Origin of the sequence: Kitasatospora sp. NPDC085464 (assembly GCF_044541955.1) — a bacterium.
Lineage (GTDB): Bacteria > Actinomycetota > Actinomycetes > Streptomycetales > Streptomycetaceae > Kitasatospora.
This window is the reverse complement of the sequence record NZ_JBITTM010000065.1, coordinates 25,802-49,292: the sequence shown is the minus strand read 5'-3', so window position 1 is coordinate 49,292 and position 23,491 is coordinate 25,802. Positions and strand designations below refer to the sequence as shown.

The 23,491-nt window shown below is 75.2% G+C and carries 26 protein-coding genes; 11 read left to right on the top strand and 15 right to left on the bottom strand.

Features of this window, described 5'->3' with window-relative positions:
- Positions 1 to 138: 138 nt before the first annotated feature.
- Both ACIGG8_RS38095 and ACIGG8_RS38090 read right to left on the bottom strand, forming a co-directional pair.
- Positions 139 to 555 carry a VOC family protein gene (locus tag ACIGG8_RS38095; RefSeq protein WP_350633829.1) on the bottom strand — a complete coding sequence of 139 codons (417 nt, stop codon included), beginning with the start codon at positions 553 to 555 and terminating at the stop codon, positions 139 to 141.
- Positions 556 to 559: 4 nt separating this feature from the next.
- Complete coding sequence (locus tag ACIGG8_RS38090) at positions 560 to 940, bottom strand: helix-turn-helix transcriptional regulator (protein WP_350519604.1); 381 nt, start codon at positions 938 to 940, stop codon at positions 560 to 562.
- Positions 941 to 1,238: 298 nt separating this feature from the next.
- Here ACIGG8_RS38090 and ACIGG8_RS38085 point away from each other — a divergent pair, with 298 nt between their 5' ends.
- The 4 genes from ACIGG8_RS38085 to ACIGG8_RS38070 all read left to right on the top strand — a co-directional run bounded on the left by ACIGG8_RS38085 (position 1,239) and on the right by ACIGG8_RS38070 (position 3,326).
- Positions 1,239 to 2,450 (top strand): PP2C family protein-serine/threonine phosphatase, encoded by a 1,212-nt coding sequence (locus tag ACIGG8_RS38085; protein ID WP_396553185.1) that lies wholly within the window; start codon positions 1,239 to 1,241, stop codon positions 2,448 to 2,450.
- Between the two features lie 79 nt (positions 2,451 to 2,529).
- Entirely contained in the window at positions 2,530 to 2,667 is a 138-nt protein-coding gene (locus tag ACIGG8_RS38080; RefSeq protein WP_396553184.1) for a hypothetical protein, read from the top strand.
- A gap of 93 nt (positions 2,668 to 2,760) precedes the next feature.
- Complete coding sequence (locus tag ACIGG8_RS38075) at positions 2,761 to 3,162, top strand: SDR family NAD(P)-dependent oxidoreductase (RefSeq protein WP_396553183.1); 402 nt, start codon at positions 2,761 to 2,763, stop codon at positions 3,160 to 3,162.
- Positions 3,159 to 3,326, top strand: a complete 168-nt coding sequence (locus ACIGG8_RS38070; protein WP_396553182.1) for an SDR family oxidoreductase — start codon at positions 3,159 to 3,161, stop codon at positions 3,324 to 3,326. Before ACIGG8_RS38075 ends, ACIGG8_RS38070 begins: the two co-directional genes overlap by 4 nt.
- A gap of 99 nt (positions 3,327 to 3,425) precedes the next feature.
- Here the strand turns inward: ACIGG8_RS38070 and ACIGG8_RS38065 are convergent, their stop codons facing one another.
- Entirely contained in the window at positions 3,426 to 4,742 is a 1,317-nt protein-coding gene (locus ACIGG8_RS38065; RefSeq protein WP_396553181.1) for a cryptochrome/photolyase family protein, read from the bottom strand.
- Between the two features lie 94 nt (positions 4,743 to 4,836).
- Entirely contained in the window at positions 4,837 to 6,381 is a 1,545-nt protein-coding gene (locus ACIGG8_RS38060; RefSeq protein ID WP_396553180.1) for a bifunctional phosphatase PAP2/diacylglycerol kinase family protein, read from the bottom strand.
- Positions 6,382 to 6,603: 222 nt separating this feature from the next.
- Between ACIGG8_RS38060 and ACIGG8_RS38055 the strand changes: the two genes are divergently transcribed.
- A complete protein-coding gene (locus ACIGG8_RS38055) occupies positions 6,604 to 7,224 on the top strand; it encodes a carbonic anhydrase (RefSeq protein ID WP_396553187.1) in 621 nt (206 codons plus the stop codon).
- A 153-nt stretch (positions 7,225 to 7,377) separates the two neighbouring features.
- A complete protein-coding gene (locus ACIGG8_RS38050; protein WP_396553179.1) occupies positions 7,378 to 8,043 on the top strand; it encodes a flavin reductase family protein in 666 nt (221 codons plus the stop codon).
- 327 nt (positions 8,044 to 8,370) lie between these two features.
- On the opposite strand, the gene ACIGG8_RS38045 is transcribed toward ACIGG8_RS38050, so the two are convergent.
- The 3 genes from ACIGG8_RS38045 to ACIGG8_RS38035 form a co-directional block, all read right to left on the bottom strand.
- Positions 8,371 to 9,000 (bottom strand): hypothetical protein, encoded by a 630-nt coding sequence (locus ACIGG8_RS38045; RefSeq protein WP_396553178.1) that lies wholly within the window; start codon positions 8,998 to 9,000, stop codon positions 8,371 to 8,373.
- 552 nt (positions 9,001 to 9,552) lie between these two features.
- Complete coding sequence (locus ACIGG8_RS38040) at positions 9,553 to 9,678, bottom strand: hypothetical protein (protein ID WP_350633840.1); 126 nt, start codon at positions 9,676 to 9,678, stop codon at positions 9,553 to 9,555.
- Positions 9,679 to 9,913: 235 nt separating this feature from the next.
- Positions 9,914 to 10,492, bottom strand: a complete 579-nt coding sequence (locus tag ACIGG8_RS38035) for a TetR/AcrR family transcriptional regulator (protein WP_350519449.1) — start codon at positions 10,490 to 10,492, stop codon at positions 9,914 to 9,916.
- Between the two features lie 90 nt (positions 10,493 to 10,582).
- Between ACIGG8_RS38035 and ACIGG8_RS38030 the strand changes: the two genes are divergently transcribed.
- Positions 10,583 to 11,029, top strand: a complete 447-nt coding sequence (locus ACIGG8_RS38030) for an anthrone oxygenase family protein (RefSeq protein WP_396553177.1) — start codon at positions 10,583 to 10,585, stop codon at positions 11,027 to 11,029.
- Between the two features lie 115 nt (positions 11,030 to 11,144).
- On the opposite strand, the gene ACIGG8_RS38025 is transcribed toward ACIGG8_RS38030, so the two are convergent.
- The 3 genes from ACIGG8_RS38025 to ACIGG8_RS38015 form a co-directional block, all read right to left on the bottom strand.
- Positions 11,145 to 11,855 (bottom strand): hypothetical protein, encoded by a 711-nt coding sequence (locus ACIGG8_RS38025; RefSeq protein ID WP_396553176.1) that lies wholly within the window; start codon positions 11,853 to 11,855, stop codon positions 11,145 to 11,147.
- A 230-nt stretch (positions 11,856 to 12,085) separates the two neighbouring features.
- A complete protein-coding gene (locus tag ACIGG8_RS38020; RefSeq protein WP_396553175.1) occupies positions 12,086 to 12,319 on the bottom strand; it encodes a DUF4287 domain-containing protein in 234 nt (77 codons plus the stop codon).
- Between the two features lie 141 nt (positions 12,320 to 12,460).
- Positions 12,461 to 16,477, bottom strand: coding sequence for a Pls/PosA family non-ribosomal peptide synthetase (locus ACIGG8_RS38015; RefSeq protein ID WP_396553174.1), 4,017 nt, complete (start codon positions 16,475 to 16,477; stop codon positions 12,461 to 12,463).
- A gap of 426 nt (positions 16,478 to 16,903) precedes the next feature.
- On the opposite strand from ACIGG8_RS38015, the gene ACIGG8_RS38010 reads away from it, so the two are divergent.
- The gene (locus tag ACIGG8_RS38010; protein WP_396553173.1) at positions 16,904 to 17,569 is read left to right on the top strand and encodes a histone deacetylase; all 666 of its coding nucleotides are present in this window, start codon (positions 16,904 to 16,906) and stop codon (positions 17,567 to 17,569) included.
- A 31-nt stretch (positions 17,570 to 17,600) separates the two neighbouring features.
- Here the strand turns inward: ACIGG8_RS38010 and ACIGG8_RS38005 are convergent, their stop codons facing one another.
- From ACIGG8_RS38005 to ACIGG8_RS37990, 4 genes are all read right to left on the bottom strand, one after another.
- Positions 17,601 to 18,464 (bottom strand): YhjD/YihY/BrkB family envelope integrity protein, encoded by an 864-nt coding sequence (locus ACIGG8_RS38005; protein ID WP_396553172.1) that lies wholly within the window; start codon positions 18,462 to 18,464, stop codon positions 17,601 to 17,603.
- 173 nt (positions 18,465 to 18,637) lie between these two features.
- Positions 18,638 to 19,159 carry a SixA phosphatase family protein gene (locus ACIGG8_RS38000; RefSeq protein ID WP_396553171.1) on the bottom strand — a complete coding sequence of 174 codons (522 nt, stop codon included), beginning with the start codon at positions 19,157 to 19,159 and terminating at the stop codon, positions 18,638 to 18,640.
- A gap of 122 nt (positions 19,160 to 19,281) precedes the next feature.
- Entirely contained in the window at positions 19,282 to 19,440 is a 159-nt protein-coding gene (locus ACIGG8_RS37995; RefSeq protein ID WP_396553170.1) for a hypothetical protein, read from the bottom strand.
- Between the two features lie 107 nt (positions 19,441 to 19,547).
- Positions 19,548 to 20,024, bottom strand: a complete 477-nt coding sequence (locus ACIGG8_RS37990; RefSeq protein ID WP_396553169.1) for a carboxymuconolactone decarboxylase family protein — start codon at positions 20,022 to 20,024, stop codon at positions 19,548 to 19,550.
- A 255-nt stretch (positions 20,025 to 20,279) separates the two neighbouring features.
- Between ACIGG8_RS37990 and sigJ the strand changes: the two genes are divergently transcribed.
- Together sigJ and ACIGG8_RS37980 are read left to right on the top strand one after the other, a co-directional pair.
- Complete coding sequence (sigJ, locus tag ACIGG8_RS37985; protein WP_396553186.1) at positions 20,280 to 21,176, top strand: RNA polymerase sigma factor SigJ; 897 nt, start codon at positions 20,280 to 20,282, stop codon at positions 21,174 to 21,176.
- 248 nt (positions 21,177 to 21,424) lie between these two features.
- The gene (locus tag ACIGG8_RS37980) at positions 21,425 to 21,805 is read left to right on the top strand and encodes a hypothetical protein (protein WP_350519434.1); all 381 of its coding nucleotides are present in this window, start codon (positions 21,425 to 21,427) and stop codon (positions 21,803 to 21,805) included.
- 47 nt (positions 21,806 to 21,852) lie between these two features.
- On the opposite strand, the gene ACIGG8_RS37975 is transcribed toward ACIGG8_RS37980, so the two are convergent.
- Positions 21,853 to 22,029, bottom strand: a complete 177-nt coding sequence (locus ACIGG8_RS37975; protein WP_396553168.1) for a DUF397 domain-containing protein — start codon at positions 22,027 to 22,029, stop codon at positions 21,853 to 21,855.
- A gap of 252 nt (positions 22,030 to 22,281) precedes the next feature.
- On the opposite strand from ACIGG8_RS37975, the gene ACIGG8_RS37970 reads away from it, so the two are divergent.
- Entirely contained in the window at positions 22,282 to 23,466 is a 1,185-nt protein-coding gene (locus ACIGG8_RS37970; RefSeq protein ID WP_396553167.1) for a serine hydrolase domain-containing protein, read from the top strand.
- The last annotated feature ends 25 nt before the right edge of the window (positions 23,467 to 23,491 follow it).

Here is a 23,491-nt window from a genome sequence, read left to right as displayed (position 1 = left end):
GACCCGTCAGGAACCGACCCGATCTGGTGATCCGTCAGCGAGCTCATCAGCGTCTCCCTTGATCAGGGTGTCCACCTGATTCATGACACTCCCGCGGGCAGGGGGGTGGGCGCCGGCGGAAGGCTGGGGCGCGCCGGGTTACTTCGTGCGCGGCTGGTTGAAGCGGAGCATGTTGCCCGAGGGGTCGCGGAAGGCGCAGTCGCGGACGCCGTAGGGCTGGTCCATGGGTTCCTGGAGGACTTCGGCGCCGGCGGCGCGGATGCGTTCGAAGGTGGCGTCGCAGTCGTCGGTGCGGAAGATGACGCCGCGCAGCAGGCCCTTGGCGAGGAGTTCGGCGGCGGCCTGGCGGTCGTCCTCGGAGGCGTGCGGGTCGGCCAGCGGGGGTTCCAGGACGATCTCGACGCCGGGCTGGTCGGGCGAGCCGACGGTGACCCAGCGCATGCCCTCGAAGCCGACGTCGTTGCGGACCTCGAAGCCGAGGACGTCGCGGTAGAAGGCGAGGGCCCGGTCGTGGTCGTCGACGGCGATGAAGCACTGGGCGAGTTCGATGCTCATGGCGTCACGCTACGGGAGAGGGCCCGTCCTTGGTCCCCGTACGCCGGACCGGTCGGGTGCGGATCTTGGCGACGCAGGCGGGGATCGCGGCGCCGTCGCCGTGGTCGCGGGCGCGGTAGGCGCTGGGGCTCTCGCCGACGAGTTCGGTGAAGCGGGTGCTGAAGGAGCCCAGCGAGGTACAGCCGACCGCCATGCACACCTCGGTGACGCTCAGGTCCCCGCGCCGCAGCAGTGCCTTGGCCCGTTCGATCCGGCGGGTCATGAGGTAGCTGTACGGGGTCTCGCCGTAGGCGGTGCGGAAGCTGCGCGAGAAGTGGCCGGAGGACATCAGCGCGGTGCGGGCGAGCGCGGGCACGTCGAGGGGCTGGTCGTAGTCGCGGTCCATCCGGTCGCGGGCCTGGCGCAGCCGGACGAGGTCGGCCAGGGGTACGCGGGTGGCGCGGCCGGCGGCGGGCGCGCGGCTCGTACCGGGCTCGCGGGGTTCGGGGGTGGACACACCAGCCACCGTACCCACCGCCGCCGACACTCCCCCGGCTTTCCCCGGCTTTCCCCCGGCTTTCCCCGGTCCGGCTGCGGGTTCCGCCGGCTTCCCCCGTCCGGCGCGGCCCGTTGGCGCCCGCGCCGCCGTGCCGCCCACCCTGGGGGGACGGCCGGGCGAGACGGACGACGGAGAGGGTGGCGGGGTGGAGAGCGACGGAACCGCCCCGCGCGCGCCCGGCAACCGGGCGGTGGTGCTGGGCGTGCTGGCCGCCACCGCCGTCGTGCTGCTCGGGCAGGCGGCCAGCGGCAGCAGCGCCCGGCTGGTGCTGCTGCTGGTGTTCCTGCCCGCGTTCCTGGCGGGCCGGGGCACGGTGGCGCAGACGGTGGCCGTCTCGGTGTGGGTGGCCGCGGTGGTGGGGGTGAGCACGGTGCTGTTCCCGCCGCCGGACCTGGAGGCGCGGGTGGGCACCCTGGTGGCGGTGGTCGGCGCGGAGGCCGCCGTGATCGGGCTGTGCGCGCGGCGGGTGCGGCGCGAGCGGGAGCTGTCGCGGATGCGCCAGAGCGCGGTGGCGCTGCAGCGCCAGTTGCTGCGTCCGCTGCCGGTGACCACGGCGGACGTGCGCCTGGACGGGCTGTACCGGCCGGTGGAGGAGGACGCCATGGTGGGCGGCGACCTGTACGACATCGCCGAGACCCCGCACGGCACCCGGGTGCTGGTGGGCGACGTGCAGGGCAAGGGCCTGCCCGCGATCGGTACGGGCTTCGCGGTGCTGAGCGCCTTCCGGGAGGCGGCCTTCCGCGAGACGGAGCTGACCGCGGTCGCCGACGCCCTGGAGGCGGCGGTGGAGCGGCACAACGCGTACGTGGTGCAGAGCGGGGAGCAGGAACGTTTCGTCACCGCGACCGTCCTGGGCACGGCCCCGGACGGCGGCACGGCCCCGGACGGCGGCGCGGGCCCGGACGGCGGCGCGGGCCCGGACGGCGCGGCGGACGGCGGCGGCATGGGTGCCAGCACGGGTGAGGAAGCCTGCACCGAGCTGCAGGCCGTCAACTGCGGCCACCTCGCCCCCTACCTGCTGCGTGCCGACGGCCGGGTGGAGCCCGTCGCGCTGCCGACCGGGATCCCGCTGGGCCTGGCCTCGCTCGCGGAGCTGACCGGCGGGGCGCAGCCGCGTACGGTCCGGCGGGTCGTGGTGCCCGCCGACGGGGTGCTGGTGCTGCTCACCGACGGCATCACCGAGGCGCAGGACGCCTCCGGCACGTTCTACCCGGTCGAGCAGGGCCTGGCCGATCTCGCCGCCACCCCGGCCGAGGCCCTGCCCGGGGCCCTCGACCTGCGGGCCCGGCGCTGGAGCGGCGGGCGCAGCCGTGACGACGTCACGGTCCTGGCCCTGCGCGGTGCGGCCACGGCGTAGCGGCGTGGCCTGCCGGTGGAGCAGCCCGGCGGCATAGCGGCTTGAATCTGACACCCGTGTCAGCTCCTACCGTCCCGGTGTGACGAACACACCGGCGACGGAGGAGGAGACCATGGGCGAGCTGACCGGCAAGGTGGCGCTGGTGACCGGCGGCAGCCGCGGATCGGCGCGGCGATCGCCAGGCGGCTGGCGGAGCGGGGCGCGGCGGTGGCGCTGACGTACGTGCGGGCGCAGCAGGAGGCCCGCACCGTCGCGGAGCGGAGCGGATCTGGGCGGATCGGGGCGGATCGGGGCGGACGGCGGGCGGGCCGTGGTCGTCCGGGCGGAGCTGACCCGGCCGGACGCGGCGGCGCGGGCGGTGGAGCAGACGGTGGCGCAGCTCGGCGGCCTGGACATCCTGGTGAACAACGCGGGCTTCCTCGCCTACGGGCCGCTGGAGGAGGTCACGGCCGAGGACCTGGACCGGGTGCCGGCGGTGGACGTCCGTTCGGTGTTCCTGGCCGCCCAGGCCGCCGCCCGGCACATGAGCGGGGGCGGGCGGATCATCAGCATCGGTTCGTGCTTCAACGGGCGGGTGCCGGGCGCGGACTTCGTCCTGCAGGCCACGGCCAAGACCGCCCTGACCGGGATGACCAGGGCCCTGGCGCGCGAGCTCGGCCCGCGCGGCATCACCGCGACCGTCGTGGACCGGGCCCGATCGACACCGGCATGAACCCGGCCGACGGCGACAGCGCCGACTTCCAGCGCTCCCTCACCGCCCTGGGCCACTACGGCCGGGCCGAGGACGTCGCCGCCGCCGTCGCCTTCCTGGCCGGCCCCGGCGGGCGCTACGTCACCGGCACCGCCCTCGCCGTCGACGGCGGCTACACCGCCTGAGCCCGCCCGGCCGACCGGACCCCACAGGGGAGGGCCCGGTCGGCCGGAGTCGGGCGGGCACCGCTTCCGGGGCCGCCGCGCGGCACGGCCGGGCAGCCGTCACCCCGTCCCCCGCATGCGGGCCGTCAGGGCGTCCGGGGGCACCAGGGGGTCGGGGTAGTCGAGCGGCCCGTCCCAGGTCCAGGGCTGGTGGACGGCCCGGCCGGGGAGGTGGGCGAGTTCGGGCAGCCAGCGGCGTACGTAGGTGCCGTCGGGGTCGTAGCGCTCGGCCTGGCGCAGGGGGTTGAGGACGCGGTTGGGGCGGGTGTCGTTGCCGGTGCCGGCGATCCACTGCCAGTTGAGCTGGTTGTTGGCGAGGTCGCCGTCGACGAGGAGGTGGAGGAAGTGGGCGGCGCCGGGGCGCCAGTCGTGGCGCAGGGTCTTGGTGAGGAAGGAGGCGGTGATCAGGCGGGCGCGGTTGTGCATCCAGCCTTCGTGGGCGAGTTGGCGCATGCCCGCGTCGACGATCGGGTAGCCGGTGCGGCCTTCGCGCCAGGCCTGCAGTTCCTGTTCGTCGTGGTGCCAGCGGGTGTCGCGGGGGCGGTAGTCGGTGTGGGCGGCGTCGGGGCGGGCGGCCAGGACCTGGTGGTGGAAGTCGCGCCAGGCGAGTTGGCGGACCAGGGCGTCGGCGCCGGGTCCGCCGTGTGCGGCGGCGTGCCGGGCGAGTTCGGTGGCGGACAGGCAGCCGAAGTGCAGGTAGGGCGAGAGGCGGGAGGTGGCGTCGGCGGCGAGGTCGTCGTGCAGGTGGTCGTAGTCGGCCGGGTTCCAGGCGCGCAGCCGGCGTCGGGCGGCGCGTTCGCCGCCGGGCGGCAGGCCCGGGGAGGTGGCGGCGGGGGCGGTGGGCAGCGGGTCGCCGTGCGGGTGGTCGGGGGTGGCGAGGGTGCGCGGGGCGGGCAGGACGGGGCGGTGCGGGGCCTGCTGCCAGGCGCGCAGGTAGGGGGTGAAGACAGCGTAGTGGTCGCGTCCGGCGGGGGTGAGGGTGCCGGCGGGGACGACGGTGAGGCCGTCGTGGAGGTGCAGCCGCTCTCCCAGGGCCCGGCGCAGGGCGGCTTCGCGGCGGGTGGCGAAGGCGGAGACGCCGGCGGCGGTGTGGACGGCGGTGGCGTCGCATTCGGCGGCGACGCGGGCGGTCTGTTCGGCGGGGTCGCCGTGGCGCAGGACCAGGCGGGAGCCGGCCGCGCGCAGGGCCCGGTCGAGGTCGGCGAGGCAGTCGGCGAGGAAGGTGCGCCGGTTGGGCGGGGCGAAGTCGGCCTTGTCGACGGCGGGGTCGAGGACGAACAGCGGCAGGACCCGGTCGGCGCCGGTGCGGGCGGCGTGCAGGGCGGGGTTGTCGTGCAGGCGCAGGTCCTGGGTGAACAGGACGACGGCGGTGCTCATCGGGGCCTCGTACGGTGCGTCTGGAAGGGCGGGCGGCGGGGCGGGCGGGCGCCGAGGCGGGCGGGCGGACGGTTCCCCGGTGGTTCGGAGCGGTTCAGGAAACGGATTGGGGGCCCTGGGGCCGGTAGACGGTGAGCGCGGCGTGGGCCTTGGACAGTCGCAGGGTTCCGCGGGCGGGGACGGATTCGCCGTCGACGGCGATGCGGTCGGCGTCGCCGAGGGAGTCCAGGTGCAGGGCGCGCAGGTGGGCGGTGCGGTAGACCCGGGAGCGGTGCAGGGTGCCGGTCAGGAGGGCGGCGACCAGGCGGGTGCGGGCGAGGGGCGCGGCGCCGTCGACGACCCGGACGTCGAGCCGGCCGTCGGCCAGGGCGGCGCGGCGGGTGGGGGCGACGCCGGCCGGTTCGTAGACGCCGTTGCCGGCGAACAGCAGCCACAGCCGGTGGGTGCGGCCGTCGGCGTGGACGGTGACGGGTTCGGCCGTGGGCAGGAGGGTGGCGAGGGCGACGGCGAGGGCCGGCCACTTGCCGAGGCGCTTCTCCAACTTCTCGCGCTGGTGGACGAGTTCGGGGTAGATGCCGAGGCTGAAGGTGTTGACGAAGACTCGCTGTCCGGTGCCGTCGGTGGCCAGGGCGAGGTCGACGCCGACGGCGTTGCCGGCCTCGACGGCCTCGGCGGTGTCCTGGTGGGTGGCGGTGCCGAGGTCGAGGGCGAAGTGGTTGAGGGTGCCGCCGGGGAAGACCGCCAGCGGCACGGCGCGTTCGACGGCGAGGGCGGCGGCCAGGTTGACGCTGCCGTCGCCGCCGCACACCCCGAGCGCGCCGCCGGCCCGGGCGGCACGGTCGGCGGCCCCGGTCAGCAGTTCGGTCAGGTCGTCCCCGGGCCCGCACACCCGCACGTCCGCCTCGGGCAGCAGGGTGCGCAGCGTCTCGGCCGTGTCCTCGGGCCCGGGGGCGATCGGGGAGCCGTTGCCGGAGCCCGCGTTGACCACGACCGACAGTCCCCGTCCCCGCGGCAGGGCGGGGGCCGGGCGTCGGGCGGGGGCGGCCGGCGCCGGCGCGGCGGAGGAGCGCGGCCACCAGTGCAGGGTGGCGGCGGCCGCCGCCGCACCCAGGGCCGTGCCCGCCAGCACGTCGCCGGGGTAGTGCACGCCGGTGTGGACGCGGGAGAACGCCACCGCGGCGGCGAGCGGCGCGACGGCTGCGCCCAGCAGCGGGGACTCGATCGCCACCCCGGCGGCGAAGGCGGCCGCGGAGGCGGAGTGACCGGACGGGAAGGAGGTGGTGACGGGCTGGCGCAGCAGCCGGCGCGCGTGCGGGACGGAGTCCAGCAGTGGGCGGGGGCGCCGGGTGGCGTGCTTGGCGACGGTGTTGGCGGTGGCGGAGGCGAGGGCGAGCGCGCCGAGGCCGCGCAGCGCGGCACGCCGCCCGGTGCGTCCGCCGACCGCGCCGAGGAGCGCGGCGGTGCCCGTCCACAGCAGGCCGTGGTCGGCGGCCCGGCTCAGGAGGCGCGGCCAGGAGCGGGTGCCGGGCAGCGGCGCGGCGGCGATCCGGTCGAACAGGGCGCGGTCGAGGGTGTCCAGCCGGGCCGCCACCGACCGTACGGCTCCGGTCCGTGACGCTCCGTTGCGCTTCGTCCACATGTGCCCCACCCCTGTCCGTTCCGGCCCGGGTCGCTTCGCCCCCGTTGCTCCGTCCGGCGAGCCTAGGACGGCACGGGCGCCGGCGCAGCAGGGCGGGTGACGGCGTGTCGCAGCACCGGGCGGCGGGCGCCGTGCCCCAGTGAGACCCGTCACCCCCGGCTGCACGGCCCACCTGCGGCGATCTAGGGTGCTGGCATGATCCCCACACCGATGTCCGACCCGATGTCCGACCCGATATCCGACCCCGGCGAGGCCCTGCGGGTGCTGCTGGAGGGCAATGCCCGGTTCGTCGCGGGCAGTCCCGAGCACCCCAACCAGGACGCCGGGCGCCGCGCCGCGCTCGCCCCGGCGCAGCGGCCCTTCGCGGTGCTGTTCGGCTGCTCGGACTCCCGCCTGGCCGCCGAGATCATCTTCGACCAGGGCCTGGGCGACCTGTTCGTGGTGCGCACCGCCGGGCACGTCACCGGCGCGGAGGCGCTGGGCAGCATCGAGTACGGCGTGAGCGTGCTGGAGTGCCCGCTGGTGGTCGTGCTGGGGCACGACTCCTGCGGTGCGGTGGCGGCGGCGCTGGACTCCCTGGAGCAGGGGCAGCTGCCGGGCGGCTTCGTGCGGGACGTGGTGGAGCGGGTGACCCCGAGCGTGCTGTCCGCCAAGGCTGCGGGCATCGAGGACCGGGACGCGATCGTGGACGAGCACATCCGCCAGACCGTGGACCTGCTGGTGGAGCGTTCCCAGCTGCTCGCCTCCAGGGTCGCCGAGGGCTCGGTGGCCGTGGTGGGCCTGTCCTACCGGCTGCACGACGGCCAGGCCCGTCAGGTGGCCGCCCGCGGGCCGGTCGCCTGACGCACCGCGGAGGGCCGTCCTCGGGACCCGTGTGACCGGCAGGGCCGGTGTGACCTGCGGGAACTGGATGTCCGATCACCGCCAGCGCCCCCGTGCGGGCGGGGGCAGAGTCGGTGATCGACAACGGTTCCCCATCCCGAGGACGGCAATCCCGTGCACAAGGTCATCGACCTCAAGGTTCTGTACTTCGGCACCCCCGTGGTGCTGATCGGCTCGCGCAACGAGGACGGCAGCGCCAACCTCGCGCCGATCTCCTCGGCGTGGTGGCTGGGGCAGTCCTGCATGCTGGGCCTGGGCAACGCCTCCCAGACCTCCGCCAACCTGCGGCGCGAGGGCGAGTGCGTGCTCAACCTGCCCTCCTCGGCGCAGGTCGACGCCGTGGACGCCCTCGCGCTGCTGACGGCCAACCCGCACATCTCCGAGATGCGGCGGGAGCAGGGCTACCGCCACGAGCGGCGCAAGTTCGAGGCGGCCGGGATGACGGAGCTGGCGGGCGAGCTGGTCCGGGCGCCGCGCGCCGCCGAGTGCCCGGTGCAGCTGGAGTGCCGGCTGGAGGCGGCGACGCCGCTGGCGGGCAACGAGCGGTGCACCGCCTTCGAGGTGAAGGTGGTGCGCGCCCACGTCGAGGAGCGGCTGATCGTGCCGGGCAGCGGCCACTACGTCGACCCGGTCGGCTGGGACCCGCTGATCATGAAGTTCTGCGAGTTCTTCGGCGACGGTCGGCGGCTGGCCCCCTCCCGCCTCGCCGAGGGCTGGCAGATGCCCGGCCGGCTGCCCGGTCGACTGCCCGGCCGGGCGCCGACCGCCGCCGCCGTGTGACGGCCGCTCGGGCCCGTGCTGCCGCGCCGGGCACCGGGACCGCGCCGACGTCCGGGGAGCTTCCAAGGGGAAACGGTTCGCCCGGCAGCCGTCCCAGCGGCTGGAGGCCGCCCTCCTCGGCAGGTCCGAGGCCGCTGCCGTTGCCTTGCCGGTACGGGAGCGTCACGCCGTTCTCGGCGTCCCCTGTCGCGACGCCCTCGGGCAGCGGAGCCGGCTCCCGACACCGGGGCCGGTCACGGGACGACGTCCGCCGAGGCAGCCGACACCCGATCACCCCGGCCCCGACTGCCGGGCGCACCGCTCACGCCGCTCCCGTCGCTCACGGCCTCACGGGGCGATGGTCTCCCCGCAGGAGTCGCACACCCGCGTCGCCGGCAGCTCCAGGAAGCAGGTCGGACAGATCGCCGGCGGGCGCGGCGCGGCCGCGGCGGCGGTGGTGGTGCTGGTCGCGGTGGCGGAGGACGAGGTGGCCTTGCGCTGCACCGAGGCGCGCAGGCGCGGGGCCAGGGCGGGGGTGCCGCCGTCGGCGGGCAGGTCCGCGCCGAAGTGCCGGTAGCAGGCCAGACGGGCGGCGGCCGCGTGCTGCTCGCGGTCCATCTCGTCGGCCAGCGGCGGCTGCCCGGCGACCGCCAGTACCTCCTGGTAGCCGGCGCCGACCTTGCCGTCCGCCGCATTCACCACCAGGGAGGTCAGCGGCGGGTCCCCGCGCCGGTGCGCCTCCAGGATCACCAGCGACAGCACCTTGCCGATCCAGTGCCGCTGGTTGACCCGGGTGCGCACGCCGGACGCCTCCTGGACCGCCTCGGCCAGCTCCGCGTAGGTGATCACCGCGTGGTAGCGGTGTGCCACCTCCACCAGGGCCGGGTAGGCGGCTCTGGTCCACACGATGTGCGCCTGGGTGGCGCCGACCACCACACCGTCCGACACCCGCCAGTAGCCGCGCTGCTGCTCCGCCATCCGACCGCCCCTGTCTGCCTCGTTCGTGCCCGCCTCGTCCGTGCCCGTCCGCAGGCCCACGCCGTGAGCGAGGCTACCCCGCGCCGGGGTGGCGCCGCCGCGCGGGGGCGGGCCGGGGGCGGCGGGGACGGGCGGCCGGAAGCGGGCTGCGCGAGGACCCCGCTTGACTTCAAGTCCTGTTGAAGTTGTCGAATGGCACCCGACCGCAGCCGTGCGGGCACCGCGGTCGATGCCCCGCCCGTACGGAACCGTACCCGGGGCCGGGGCCGCCTTCATCCGATCGTGCCGCTGGCGGTCCCGGCCCCGGGTCCACCCGCCGGCGCGGCGTCCGCGACCCCGCGGGGGGCGGCCGCGCGACACACGCGCCTTGGCCCGTACGGTACTTGGCGGCCCGGCCCGCCTCCGCGACGCGCCCCGGTGCGCTACCGTGAGAGCGAACGGCCCCCGACCACTGCGACTGGTCGGGGGCCTTCACCTCGGACGGGACTGGCCCGGGACCGGAAACCCGGCACCCCTTCGGGCCCCGCCCGGCGCCTCGGCAGGGCACCGGCCCTACTTCACCGCCGTGATCACCGTCCCGACCACCGCCGCCAGGGCCGCGATGACCCCGGCATTGCGCCGCAGCCACCGCCCGACCTTCTCCGACGTCCGCGTTCGGACCGGCTCGTCGCCTTCCATCCCGGTCTCCTCTCACCTCCGCACGACACCCGGGCCGGACGACCCGGGCCAGGATTGCGGGAGGGGAGGCGCACCGCCACGGGGGCGACCGACAGCAATCTACCCCGATTCCTTGATCATCTGATAGTTCGTCAGATACCGGCTCAAGCGAATCCGCCCGCTCCACAGCGGGAAGTCGACCTGGCCGGCTTCGGCAGCGTTCGGGTGGAGGCCGGGGTTTCGTCGGGGTGGTGTGTCAGACCACGGCGAGCCGGTCCACCAGCAGTTCCACTCTCCGGTCGGCTTCCGCCGCGGGCAGGCGGCCCGCCCGGGTCAGGGTGGCCAGCCCGTGCAGGGAGGCCCAGAACACCTCGGTGAACAAGGCCGGGTGGACGCCGTCCCCGGCGACCTCGCCGAGGCTTTCCAGCAGGGCGGCGAAGGCGTCCTTCAGCGGCTCCGGGGTGTCCTCGACCGCGAAGGCCAGGCCGCCGTCGAGCCGGAAGATGGCGTCGTAGACCGCCGGGTTGCGTTCGGCGAAGTCGAGGTAGGTGCGGGCGAGGGCGGTGACCCGGGAGCGGGGGCCGTCCGCGGCGGCGGTCGCGGCCCGCAGTGCCACGGCCATCTCGGCGGCACCCTCCAGGGCGACGGCGCCGATGATCTCGCGCTTGCCGCGGAAGTGGCTGTAGAGGACGGGCTGGCTGTATTCGATGCGCTCGGCGAGCCGGCGGGTGGTGACCGCGTCCCAGCCCTGGTTCTCGGCGAGTTCGCGGGCCGTCGCCACGATGAGGCGCTCGCGGGCCGCCCGTTCGCGTTCCTTGCGTTCCTGTACCGACATGCCCCGATCCTAGCACCGCTAGACAAGTGAGCGGCAGTAGGACTAGCGTTGACTCGTCACCTAGCAGCGCTAGATCCCGGAGGGGTCATCATGTTCGACGCACTCAAGGTCGTCACCACCGTGGTCGTCGGAGTGATGGTGGGGGTGGAGTTCTCCGTCGCCTTCGTCATCAACCGGATCCTCGACGCACTCCCCGACGACAGCGGCCAGCTCGGCCGCGCCCACGGGGGCCGGATGCTCGGCGCCGTGATGCCGTTCTGGTACATCGGCTCGCTCGCCCTCGCCGCGGTCTGGGCCGTCGCCGGATGGCACCAGCACGGCGCCGGCCTCGTCGTCATCGCCGCCGCACTGCTGATCCTCAGCGTGATCATGTCGATCCTGCTGCTCGTCCCGATCAACAACCGGGGCAAGACGTGGACCCCGGAGAACCGGCCCGAGGACTGGAAGGAGCAGATGAACCGCTGGGACCGCTACCACTACGTCCGCGTCGCCGTCATCATCGCCGCCTTCGCCCTGCTGGCCGCCGCCCTCGTCTGAACCCTCAGACCGCGGCCGCGCTGCCGGCACCCGGACGGTGCCGAGTCGGTTCCCGGCACGCATCGGGGCCCTCCGCCTGGAGGGCCCCGATGCGTGCCGTGCCGCCGTACGGGCGTCAGCCGGAGGCGGTGGCGCGGTAGGTGGTCACGGCGGCCGCGAAGACGTCCCTCGTGCCCGACGTCGGCGCGCTCTCGACGATCTCCTGAACCACCAGGATCACGTCGCCCGTCCGGATGAAAGCGGTTTCGTCGACCCACGGCGCCGCGTCGCCGGGGAAGGTCGAGGTGATGTGGAGCAGGAGGCTGTCGTCGGCCCGGGGGTCGGCCGGCGTGACGCTCGCGGTGACCTGGAGCTGCTCACCGCTCGGGAGCGTGTCGGTGTAGGAGGTGCAGCGCCCGGCGACGCCGCGGATGGCGGCCATGACCTCGGCCGCCTGCCCGGGGGCGTAGCGGTCGAGCACCTCCTGGCCGGACCAGCCGATGTCGTCGTCGCGCACCGGCGACCGGGTCACCCCCACGGCCACGTCCTCCACGGGCCGGGCGTGCTTGGTCATGAAGGATTCGACGCCGAGTTCGGAGCACGGCATCGAGGCGATGGGGGTCGGCGAGGGGGTGTGCGGGGGGTCGGTCGTCGTCGCGTTGACCTTCTCCGTGTCGAGCCGGAAGCCCGGGGGAAGCCGGTCCGCGGTCAGCAGGCCCGCGCGCAGCCCGCCGGAGGCTGCGGCAGCCGAGGCGGTCACGGTGCCCGGGGCGGCCGCCGGCCGGGCCTTCGGGTCTGCGGAGCAGGCCGAGACTGCGAGGACTGCCAGGACGAGCCCGGCCGCCATGGAATGACGCGTACGCAACTATCCACCCCCAGGATTCAAGATCGCCCCGCACTCTCCCACAGGGTTCCCGGCGGCCGGTCGGCGCGTCGGGGGAAGGGAGGGAGGGGAAGGCACGGCGGCTGGGCGGCTGGGCAGTGGCGCGCCAGACGGGCGGCCGGGCAGTGCGCCGGACGGTGGCGGGGCGATCGTGTCGGACGGCGACCGGCGACCGGCGACCGGCCGGGCGGCGGTCAGGCGGGGCGTTCGGCGAGGGTGTGGGCGACGAGGGCGTTGGCGTGGCCGTGGCCGAGGCCGTGGTCGGCCTTGAGCCAGGCGACGAGTTCCATGTGCTTGGTGAGGGGCGAGGTGCGGATGAGGTCCTTCCACTCCTCGATGGGGCGGCCGTGCTTCTTCTCGATCGACGGGAAGTAGGAGGCCGGGTTGCCCTTCGCAGCAGCGGGCTTCTTCACGGGGGTGGCGGTCATGAGCGTGGTTCCTCTGGGTCGGGCGGAGCCGGAGCGGGCAAAGCCGAAGCGGTGCGGTCACGAGGTAGGACCGTGACCGCACCGCCGACTCATCGCCCGCCCGGGGTGATCCGCGTCACACCGCCGCGTCACACCGCCGGGTCACGCCGCCGCGGGGGCCCGGCGGCGTCGGCGGCCGGCGGGCGGGGTGGGGTCGGCGTTCCACGCGGCGACGGGGTTGCCGAGCCAGCGGGTGGCGCCGGGGACGTTCTCGCCGCGCATGACGAGGGAGGCGGGCCCGACGGTGGTGTTCGCGCCGAGGGAGGAGTTGAGCAGGACGACGGAGTGCGGGCCGGTGGTGGAGCCGGCGCCGAGGTGGACGGGGCCCAGGCGCATGACGCGGTCGTGGAAGAGGTGGGTCTGCAGGACGGTGCCGCGGTTGACGCTGGCGCCGGCTTCGACGGTGACCAGGTCGCTCTCGGGCAGCCAGTGGGTCTCGCACCACACGCCGCGTCCGATGCGGGCGCCGAGGCTGCGCAGCCAGGCGTTGAGGTAGGGGGTGCCGGTGATGGTGGAGCCGCCGAAGGGCATGGCGAGTTCCTCGACGAAGGTGTCGTAGAGCTCGTTGCGCCATACGAAGGAGGACCACAGCGGGTGTTCGGCGACGCGGAAGCGTCCGACGAGCAGCCATTTGGCGGCGGTGGTGACGGCGCAGGCGACGGCGGCGGCGGCGACCAGGACGAGTCCGGCGCCGGCGAGGGCGGTGACCAGGCCGTAGTCGTCGCGCAGTTCCTGCAGGACGGCGAGGACGAGGTCGCCGAGCAGGGCGGCGAGGATGACGGGCAGCAGCCGGCAGACCTCGACGCCGGCGCGGGCCCACATGAGGCGCCGGGGCGGGTCGTAGGTGCGGGCCTCGCCGCCGGTGTCGGCGACGCGGGGCAGGGCGAAGGCGGGGCGGCCGAGCCAGGAGGTGCCTTCGGGGGCGTGGGCGGGGGTGTCGGACAGGACGCCGACGAGGGAGTTGTCGGGCAGGTGGCGGCCGGGGCCGACGATGCCGGAGTTGCCGACGAAGGAGCGGCGTCCGACCCGGGAGGGGCCGAGGTGGAGCCAGCCGCCGCGCAGTTCGTAGGGGGCGACGAGGGTGTCGTCGGCGAGGAAGGCGCCGTCCTCGACGCGCATCAGGCCGGGCAGGGCGAGCACGGTGGAGGCTTCGACGCGGCGCCCGACGCGGGCACCGAGCAGGCGCAGCCACACGGGGGTGAAGAGGCTGGCGTAGAGGGGGAAGAGGGTGTGCCGGGCGGTGTCGCTGAGGCGGCTGACGGCCCAGGCGCAGAAGGCGACGTGGCCGTCGGCGGGGTGGAAGCCGGGGCGCAGCGGCCGGGAGAGGAGGCGTACGAGCAGCGCTATGAGGGCGGCGTGGCACAGGAGGGTGAGGGCGGCGAGGGGGATGGTGGCGGGCAGGAGTTGGAGGAGGGCGGCGGCCAGGGTGCGGTCGGTGTCGATCATCGGGTAGACGACGAGCAGGGCGGGCAGCGCGGAGATGATCGGGACGAGGCCGAGGACGGCGGAGCCGATGCCGTAGGCGAGGTTCCAGGGGTTCCAGCCGCGGGGGGCGGGGGCGGGGGCGGCGGGCCAGTCGGCGAGGGGTTCGGTGGTGGGGCGGGCCGGGGAGCCGTGCCAGTGTTCGCCGGGCGGGACGGTGCCGGTGACGCAGGAGCCGGGGGCGATCTCGGCGCGGGCGCCGATGCGGGCGCCGGGCATGAGGGTGGCGCGGTGGCCGACGCGGGCGCCTTCGCCGATGTCGATGCGGCCGAGGTGGAGGGTGTCGCCGTCGAGCCACCAGCCGGCGAGGTCGGCTTCGGGTTCGAGGGAGCTGTGGGCGCCGAGGCGGGCGAGGCCGGTGACGGGGGGCAGGGTGTGCAGTCGTACGCCGGGGCCGACGCGGCAGCCGAGGGCGCGGGCGTAGCGGGTGGCCCAGGGGGTGCCGGCGAGGGCGGCGGTGCCGAGCATGGCGGTGTAGCGTTCGGCGGCCCAGAGCCGGAGGTGGACGTGGCCGCCGCGGGGGTGGCTGCCGGGGCGGATGCCGGTGGTGAGGAGGCGGGCGCCGGTGGCGGCGAGGAGGGTTCGGCCGGGGGCGCTGTAGAGGAGGGCGAGGCCGGCGGCGACGGGCCACCAGGGGCTGTGGGGGGCCCAGGTGAGGTGGTTGCCGGTGAGGTTGTCGAGGGCGATCAGGACGAGGATCCAGCGCAGTCCGGCGAGGCTGAACATGCCGAGGAGCAGGAGGGTCTGCCAGGCGGCGGCGCTGCGGGGGGTGCGGCGTACGGTGCGGCGGGGGTCCGCGGCGGGGGTGGGGGTGGCGGCGGGCCGGGCGGCGGGGGTGAGGGTGTCCAGGTAGGCGGCGAGGTCGCCGAGGACGGGGTGGGCGTAGAGGTCGGCGACGGAGACGCCGCTGTGGTGGGTGCGCAGGTCGGAGACGAGGCGGGCGGCGGTGAGGCTGGAGCCGCCGAGGGCGAAGAAGTCGTCGTCGGGGCCGGGGGCGGTGCCGAGCAGGCGTTCCCAGTGCGCGGCGAGGCGGCCGGCGGTGCCGTCGGGGGCGTGCCCGGCGTGCCCGGCCTGCCCCGCGGAAGCAGAGGCGGTGCCGGCCGCGGTGCCGGCGGTGGTGGCCAGGGGCCAGGGCAGGGCGCCTCGGTCGACCTTGCCGGAGGTGCGGGTGGGCAGGGAGTCGACGAGGGCGAGGACGGGCACGAGCGGGGCGGGCAGGTGGGCGAGGAGGTGGCGGCGGGCGGCGGCGAGGTCGGGGGTGGTGCCGGGGCGGGCGACGAGGTAGCCGACGAGGAGGTCGGCGCCGGCGGGGGTCTTGCGGACGGCGGCGGCCGCGGCCGCGATGTCGGGCAGGGCTTGCAGGGCGGCGTCGATCTCGCCGAGTTCGATGCGGCGGCCGCCGAGTTTGACCTGGTCGTCGGCGCGGCCGAGGAAGACGAGGCCTTCGGGGTCGTTGCGCACGAGGTCGCCGCTGCGGTAGACGCGCGGGGAGGCGAGGGCGGGGTGGGGGCTGAACTTCTCGGCGTCCTTGGCGGGGTCGAGGTAGCGGGCGGTGCCGACGCCGGTGATGAGCAGTTCGCCGCCGGCGTACCAGGGGACGGGGTGGCCGGCCTGGTCGACGACGGCGATCTCCCAGCCGTCGAGGGGGGCGCCGATGCGGACGGGCTCGCCGGGCAGCAGGCGGGCGGCGGTGGCGACGACGGTGGTCTCGGTGGGGCCGTAGGTGTTCCAGAACTCGCGGGTGCCGGTGGCGAGGCGGTCGACGAGTTCGGCGGGGCAGGCTTCGCCGCCGACGATGATCAGGCGGACGGCGTCCAGGCTGTCGTGGGGCCACAGGGCGAGCAGGGTGGGGACGGTGGAGACGGCGGTGATGCGGCGTTCCACGAGCCAGGGGCCGAGGTCGGTGCCGGCTTTGACGAGGGAGCGGGGGGCGGGGACGAGGCAGGCGCCGTGGCGCCAGGCCAGCCACATCTCCTCGCAGGAGGCGTCGAAGGCGACGGAGAGTCCGGCGAGGACGCGGTCGCCGGGGCCGAGGGGCTGGTGCTGCAGGAAGAGGCGGGCTTCGGCGTCGACGAAGGCGGCGGCGGAGCGGTGGGTGACGGCGACGCCCTTGGGGCGGCCGGTGGTGCCGGAGGTGAAGATGATCCAGGCGTCGTCGGCGGGGGCGGGCCAGGCGGGGTGGCCGCCGGGGTGGGCGGCGGGCCCGGCGTGGAGGTGGCGTCCGGCGCCGATGACGGCGCAGACGGCGGCGTCCTGCCAGATCATGTCGGCGCGTTCGTCGGGGTCGTCGGCGTCGACGGGGACGTAGGCGGCGCCGCAGCGCAGGACGGCGAGGACGGCGACGTAGAGGTCGGCGGTGCCGGAGGGGATGCGCACGCCGACCCGGTCGCCGCGGCCGATGCCGTGGGCGGCGAGCTGGCCGGCGAGGGTGTCGACCTCGTGGAGCAGGGCGCGGTAGTCCAGGACGGTGTCGCCGGTGTCGAGCGCGGGCGCCTGGGGGTGGGCGTCGGCGGTGGCGGCGATGACGTCGAGCAGGCTGCGGGGGTGCGCGGGCCGGCTCGCGGGCCAGCCGGCTGCGGGGCCCGGGTGGGGGCGGTGCAGCGTGCCTGGGCCGGCCGTGTCGTGGCGTGCGTCCATGGGGTTGTTCCTCGGCTCCGGGGTCGTGGGGGCGCGTACGGGTGGTGTCGTGGGGTGACGGGAGGGTGACACTGGGTCCACCGGCGGGCGCGCCCACACACCATGACTCCGCTGGGAGTCCGCTGGATGCAGCGGGGGTGCGGTCAAAGGAAATTCTCATCATCGATGCCGCGCGGGGCCGGCAGGGAATGAATCGAATGTCGTTTCGGGGTTTTCTGGGCGTTTTCGCTGGTGCAGGGTAGCCGCCGGAGGGTGCGGCGGCGGGACGGGAGAGGGCAGAGTGATGAACACCATGGCGCCCGGCACGGTACCGGTGATGAGAGGGTTACCACCGAATCGGGGGGTTTTGGTCGGATCGCCGCCCCGTTCACCCGGTTCGCACATCCGTGTGAACGACGCCCGCGGCCCTCACGGCGGGCCCTTCCTGTGAGGGAGCCGTGGAGCGGCGCCGCCTGGCGGGCCCCGGTCGGCCGGAACGGCGCGGTCCTCGTCTGGTACGTGGCGTACGGCTCGAACCTGCACGCCACGCGCCTCGCCTGCTACCTGCGCGGAGGCCGCCCGAACGGCGGAGCGCACACCTACCCCGGCTGCCGCGACCGCAGCCCCGCGCGCCGGGCGGTCGCGACCGCACTGCCGGGCACCCTGTACTTCGCCGGCCGGTCGCTGACCTGGGGCGGCGGCTCGGCCTTCTACGACCCGTCCGTGCGCGGCGAAGTGCCCTGCCGGGCCTATCTTCTGACGGTCGGACAGTTCAGCGACGTCGCCGCCCAGGAGATGCGCCGCTCCCCCGGCGCCGACCTCGACCTCACCCGGGTGCTCGCCGAGGGGCGCACCGCCCTGGGCCCCGGCCGCTACGAGACCCTGCTGCACGTCGGCGACCTGGACGGGCACCCGCTGCTCACCTTCACCGCCCCCTGGGGCGCGGCCGGCGCCGAGCTCAACGCCCCCGCCGCCGCGTACCTGCGGACCCTGGGCGCGGGGCTGGCCGAATCCCACGCCTGGGGGCCGTGGCGCACCGCGGGCTACCTCGCCACCCGCCCCGGCGCGGCCGGGCACTGGACACCGGGAGCGGTGGCGGCGCTGCTGGGCTGAACGGGGGAAAGCCGCCCGGAGAAGCCGCCGGTCAGTGCCTCCTCCCCAGGCGGCCCAGGACGCTCTGGCCGCGGGTGGTCTGCCAGCGCGAGCGGGCCTGCCGGAGCACCGTGTCCCACTGCTGGCGGACCTCGTTGTCCGGCGGGCGCTCGCCGCGGCCGATCCGGTCGAGTTCGTCCTGCACCTCCTTGCCGAGCGCTGCCGAGGCGACGGTCGCGAGCATGGCCCCGAACAGCGCGGAGAGCATGGCGAAGACCGCCCCGATCGCGCCGTAGCGGTTCGTGTAGGAGTTGAAGAGGTGGGGCAGGTAGACGCTCATGGCCACCGAGTAGCCGGTCAGCAGGAGGGCCCCGACGGCCCCGAACGGCACGAGGTCGCGCCAGGGGATCCGGGCGGCGGACAGGAGCCGGCCGCCCCAGACGAGGAAGGCCGCCGTCAGCGGCGCGTCCACGACCGCCGCCGCCAGCTCCAGCGGTCTGCGGCCCAGAGTGGCGTGGACCAGGCCGGTCAGGGCGGCGTAGGCGGCCAGCAGCGCGATCCACTTCAGGCCGTTCACCGTGTTGCGGACGCTCAACGGCGGCAGCTCCCAGCCCTGTTCGAAGAGCCGCTGGGCGGCGCGCGCGAAACTCAGCACCGACACGAGGAGGAAGGCGACCCCGAAGAGCCCCACGCTGGTCCAGTCGCCGGACGCGGTGAGCATGTCGCGTACGGCTTCGGCGCCGTCCCCGGTGAGGCCGTAGCGGTCGATGACGCGGTCGGCGATGTCCTTGCCGCCGCCCAGGCGGGACACGAGGGAGCTGAAGAGGAGGGCGAGCGGCACCAGGGCGGTCAGGGCGGCGGAGGACAGGGCCATCGAGCGGTCGAAGCCCACGAGCCGCTGGAACCGGCTGAACACGCGCAGGGCGAACGCCGGGCGCAGCCAGAAGGTCGCCGTCCTCAGGACGGTCTCGCGGCTGATGCGTGTCGTCTGGTCCTCCGGAGTCGTGGTGACGGTGTGGCGGCGGCCGGGTCACGGCGGGCGGCGCCGTGGCGGGCAGGCCGTGGCGGGCAGCGCTGCGGCCCGGGCGCTCAGGAGCGGGGCGTCCAGTAGGCGACCAGCCTCGCGACGCCGGGCTCGACGCTCTTCCAGTCGCCCTGGAACGTCAGCACCGCGGCTGCCGCCGTCGGGAAGCCGCTGCCGTCCATCCGTGCCGACAGGTCGCCCTCGGCCTCGCCCGCCAGGGCATCGGCCAGGGCGTGGACGGCGGGGTTGTGGCCGACCACGACCAGGTCCTGGACCGTGTCGGGCGTCTCGTTGAGGACGGCGACGATCTCCCCGGCGCCCGCCCCGTACAGGCGCTCCTCGAAGACGGTCCTGGGCCGGGCCGGCAGCTCGGCGGCCGCGAGCTGCCAGGTCTGGCGGGTCCGCAGGGCGGTGGAGACGAGCGCGAGGTCGGGGGTGAGGCCGGCACCGGCGATCCAGCGGCCGAGCGCCGGGGCGTCCCGGCGGCCCCGCTCGGCGAGGGGACGCTCGTGGTCCTCCACACCGTCGGGATGCTCGGCCTTGGCGTGGCGGACCACGACGATCCGCCGCGGCATTTCCTCGGACATGGGCTTCTCCCTCTCCCCCGCACGGGCCCTCGCCGTACGGACGCGACGCGAGGATCGTGGCAGGCCCGACCCCGCAACCGGCCCGCGCCGACCGCCCGTTGGCCGGTTCGGGCCGGTGAGGTTCACCCGTGCGGGTGAAAGGAGCCCCGCGCCCCGCCGGCGCCGGCGATGCGGGCGGCCTGCTGGGCCGGCTCCGGGGCGGCCCGCTCGGCGTCGGTGAACACCGTCGCCTCGACCTTGCCGATGACGGGGTTGGCGGGGGCGTCCGGTCGGGGTTCCACGGTGTACTCCTTGTCCGGTGTTCCGCTGTCCCCCTCAAGAGCGCGGCACCGGGCTCCCCGTGACAGCCCCGCGGGAGCCCGCGGCGTGACCCGCACCACACCACGGCTCAGAGGTGGTACTTGCCGACCTCGTAGCCGCCGCCGGGCTGACGGGTCATCACGTTGCCACGGTTGAAGGCGTTGATGATCGCGATCACGCACACCAGCGCCGCGAGCTGCTCCTCGTCGTAGTGCTTCGCGGCGTTCTCCCACACCTCGTCGCCGACCCCGCCGGCCGCGTCGGCGAGGCGGGTGCCCTGCTCGGCCAGCTCCAGGGCGGCCCGCTCGGCGTCCGTGAACACCGCCGCCTCCCGCCAGACGGCGACCAGGCTCAGGCGCGTCGGGTCCTCCCCGGCGTGGAGGGCCTCCTTGACGTGCATGTCGACGCAGGCGCCGCAGCCGTTGATCTGGCTGACCCGCAGCCGCACCAACTCCTGGGTGGCGTACGGCAGGACCTCGTCGGTGACGGCCTGGCTCGCGGCGATGAAGTGCTTGTAGACCTTGCCCATGATCGGGCTGGCGAAGGGGCTCAGACGGGCTTCCATGGTGTGCTCCTCGGTACGTTGTCCGTTGCTGCCCTCTGAGACAGGGCAGCCGTCCGGGCTGTGACAGGGCCCGGATGTGACGTGCGCCACCCGGGACGGGACGGGCGCCGGGGAGGGGGATCCATGGCGGGACCGGCAGGGACGACGGGCGCGGCACGTGCGGCGGAGGGCGTCGCGGGCGTCGCGGAGGCGGCGGGTGCGGGGGTCGCGGAGGCGGTCGGGTACCGTCCGCTGCTGTTCTCCATCGCCTACGGAATGACGGGCTCGGTCGGCGACGCCGAGGACCTCGTCCAGGACACCTTCCTGGGCCTGACCCGCGCCGACCGGGCCGGCACGGCCGTCACCGATCCGAAGGCGTACCTGACCACCACGGTCACCCGCCTGGGCATCAACCACCTGAAGTCGGCCCGGGTGCGGCGCGAGAGCTACGTCGGCGAGTGGCTGCCCGAGCCGGTGGTCGCCTTCGCCGACCGCCCGGGCGGCCCGGCCGAACACGCCGAGCTGGCCGACGCGCTGTCGATGGCCTTCCTGCTGATGCTGGAGTCCCTCTCTCCCGCCGAGCGGGCGGTGTTCCTGCTGCGCGAGGCCTTCGGGTACGGGTACCCGGAGGTGGCGGAGATGACCGGCAAGTCCGAGGCGAACTGCCGCCAGATCTTCGCCCGGGCCCGCCGGCACCTGGCCCCGGCCCCGGCCCCCGCCCCGGGTCCGGGTCCGGGTCCGGGCGCGGAGCCCACTGCGGCGCGGCGCGCGGAGGGCGACGAACTCGCCCGCCGCTTCTTCGCGGCCACCGAGGGCGGCGACCTGGAGGCGCTGCTCGACCTGCTCGCGCCCGACGTCGTCTTCCACGGCGACGGCGGCGGCAAGGCCCGGGCGGTCGGCAGGTCCGTCAGCGGCCTGCAGCGCGTCGCCCGACTGCTGCTGTTCGGCTTCGACCGCAACCGCACGCTCGGCATCTCCCGGCGGTACGCCCGGGTCAACGGCCGGCCCGGCGCCGTCCTGCTGGACGCCCGGGGGCGCGTCGCCGGTGTCATCGCGCTCGACATCGCGGACGGCGCCGTCCGGGCGTTCCACTCGGTGTCCAACCCCGACAAGCTCGCCCACCTCGGGGAGGTCTCCGACCTCGGCCTGCGGCCGCAGGAGCGACGGCGGTAGCGGTAGCGGGAGCGGGAGTTGTGGAGAGGCCGTGGAGCAGGAAGTCGGACCGGCCGACTTCCCGCTCTCCGCGGCCCGGTACGGCGCCGAGCGGCCTGCTAGCCCGGCCGAGCGCCGGTGTTCCTCCTCCCGAGTAGCCCGGCGTGCCCTCCCGCGGCCGACCGAGTCGTTCGGGTACGGATCGGGTGTGACGCGGGGAGCCGCCCCGCGTCGACCGGAACCGGAACCCGATCTCTCAGGAGTCCCGTATGAAGCCCCTCGCCCTGACCGCCCTCGCCGTCGTCGGCCTCCTGGCCGGCAGCGCCGCGAGCGCCGCCGCCGACGACAAGCCCGCCATGAAGCCGACCGTCACCGTCCCCGGCAACGCGGCCGCCTCCGACCCCTCGATGCTGGCCGCGCACGCGCAGCTCTTCGGCGACTGGGTCGTCGTGCACCCGGGCGCCAACGGGGTGGCCACGGTCACCTGTCCGTCCGGCCAGGTGCCCACCGGCGGCGGCGGCCAGACCAGCGCCTTCAAGATCTTCTTCACCGACTCCTACCCGAGCGGCAGCGCCTGGGTCGTGCGCGGCACCAACACCAACACGGTGGACGAGTCGATCCGCGCGACCGCCGTCTGCACCACCCCCTGACCCGCGGCCCCGAGCGCCCCGGCCCCGCCTCCCGGGCCCGGGGCGCCTTACGCCTCGCTCTTCAGCATGCCGAGGAAGCCTGCCCAGCTCTCACCCGGGAACGTGAGCACCGGCCCGTCGGGATCCTTCGAATCGCGCACGGTCACCGTTCCAGGCGCACGGCGGATCTCCACGCATGCGAACTCCTTGTCGTCGCAGTACGAGCTCGTGAACCACTGGGTCATCGGGAATCCCTTCGAGGGCGTGAGTGGGGACGTGCCCGCCGCCGCCACCCATGGAACTCGACCGTGGATCCGCAGAGTTGGCGGCGCGCCGCCGTCGGGCACGAGGTCCTGCCCATGCTCACCCGTGAAGGACCCCCATGTCCCCTACGGGACACGGAACGTGCGGCTTCGCCGCTGGGCCTTCCCCCCAATCCTCCCTGAGGTGAACCCGAGAACGCACCGGCGGCGGCCGGAGCTGGTTAGCGTCCGACCATGACTCCGCACAGGACATCGAATCTGCGAAAGCGCCTCGCCGTGGCGGCCGGTGCCGCCGTGCTGCTCGCCGCCGGCGCCGCGACCCCGGCCGTCGCCCGGCCCGAAAGTCCCTCCCCCGCACAGCAGTTGAGCCGGGACGCGGAGGCGATCCACGCGCTCGGCATCAGCGGCGTGCAGGCCCGCGCGGTCGGGCCGGACGGCCGGTCGTCGGTCGCCACCAGCGGCACCGCCGACCTGCACACCGGGCGCCCGGTCGACCCCGACGGCTGGTTCCGGATGGCCAGCACGTCCAAGACCCTGATCGCCACCGTGGTCCTGCAGTTGGAGGCCGAGGGCCGGCTGTCCCTGGACGACACGGTCGACCGGTGGCTGCCGGACGTGGCGTGGGGCAAGGACTACGACCCCCACCGGATCACCGTCCGCCAACTGCTGCGGCACACCGCCGGCATCTCCGACGCCGGCCTGCCCGGCTACAACACGGCGCAGGAGTACGACGAGCAGCGCTTCGACGTCCACAGCTCCGAGGAACTGGTCGAGCGCGCCATGGCCCAGGAGCCCACCCAGGGCTGGAGCTACTCCAACACCGGCTACGTCCTGCTCGGCATGATCATCCGGCAGGCCACCGGCCGCTCCTCCCACCAGGAGATCGAGGACCGCGTCCTGCGCCCGCTGGGCCTGGACCACACCCGGTGGACGGGCGCCACCCCCACCCTTCCCCGACCGCACGCGCAGGCCTACCAGTTCTACGGCCCCGGCGCCGAGAAGGACGTCACCGTGCAGGTGCCGGTGTCCACCGAGCTGTCGTGGGTCACCACCACGCGGGACGAGAACGCCTTCTTCCGTGCGCTGCTCTCGGGCCGGCTGCTGCCGGCCCGGCAGCTGGCCGAGATGAAGCAGCCGACCGAGGAGAGCCCGGAGGTCCAGGAGCGGCTGCTCGGCGGCCGGTACGGGCTCGGCCTGGTCTCACGCCCCCTCACCTGCGGGGGGACGTACTGGAGCCACGAGGGCGGGGACGGCGGCTACATCACCCTCAACGGCGTCACCGAGGACGGCCGGCGCAGCGTCGTGGTCTCCATGTCGGAGGCGCGCGGCGACACCGAGGCGCACAGCCGGGAGCAGGAGAAGGCGGCCGGGGACCTGGTCGACCACGCCCTGTGCGCCGGGGCCGCAGCGCACGGGTGAGCGACGGCCCTCGCGGGTGGGCGAC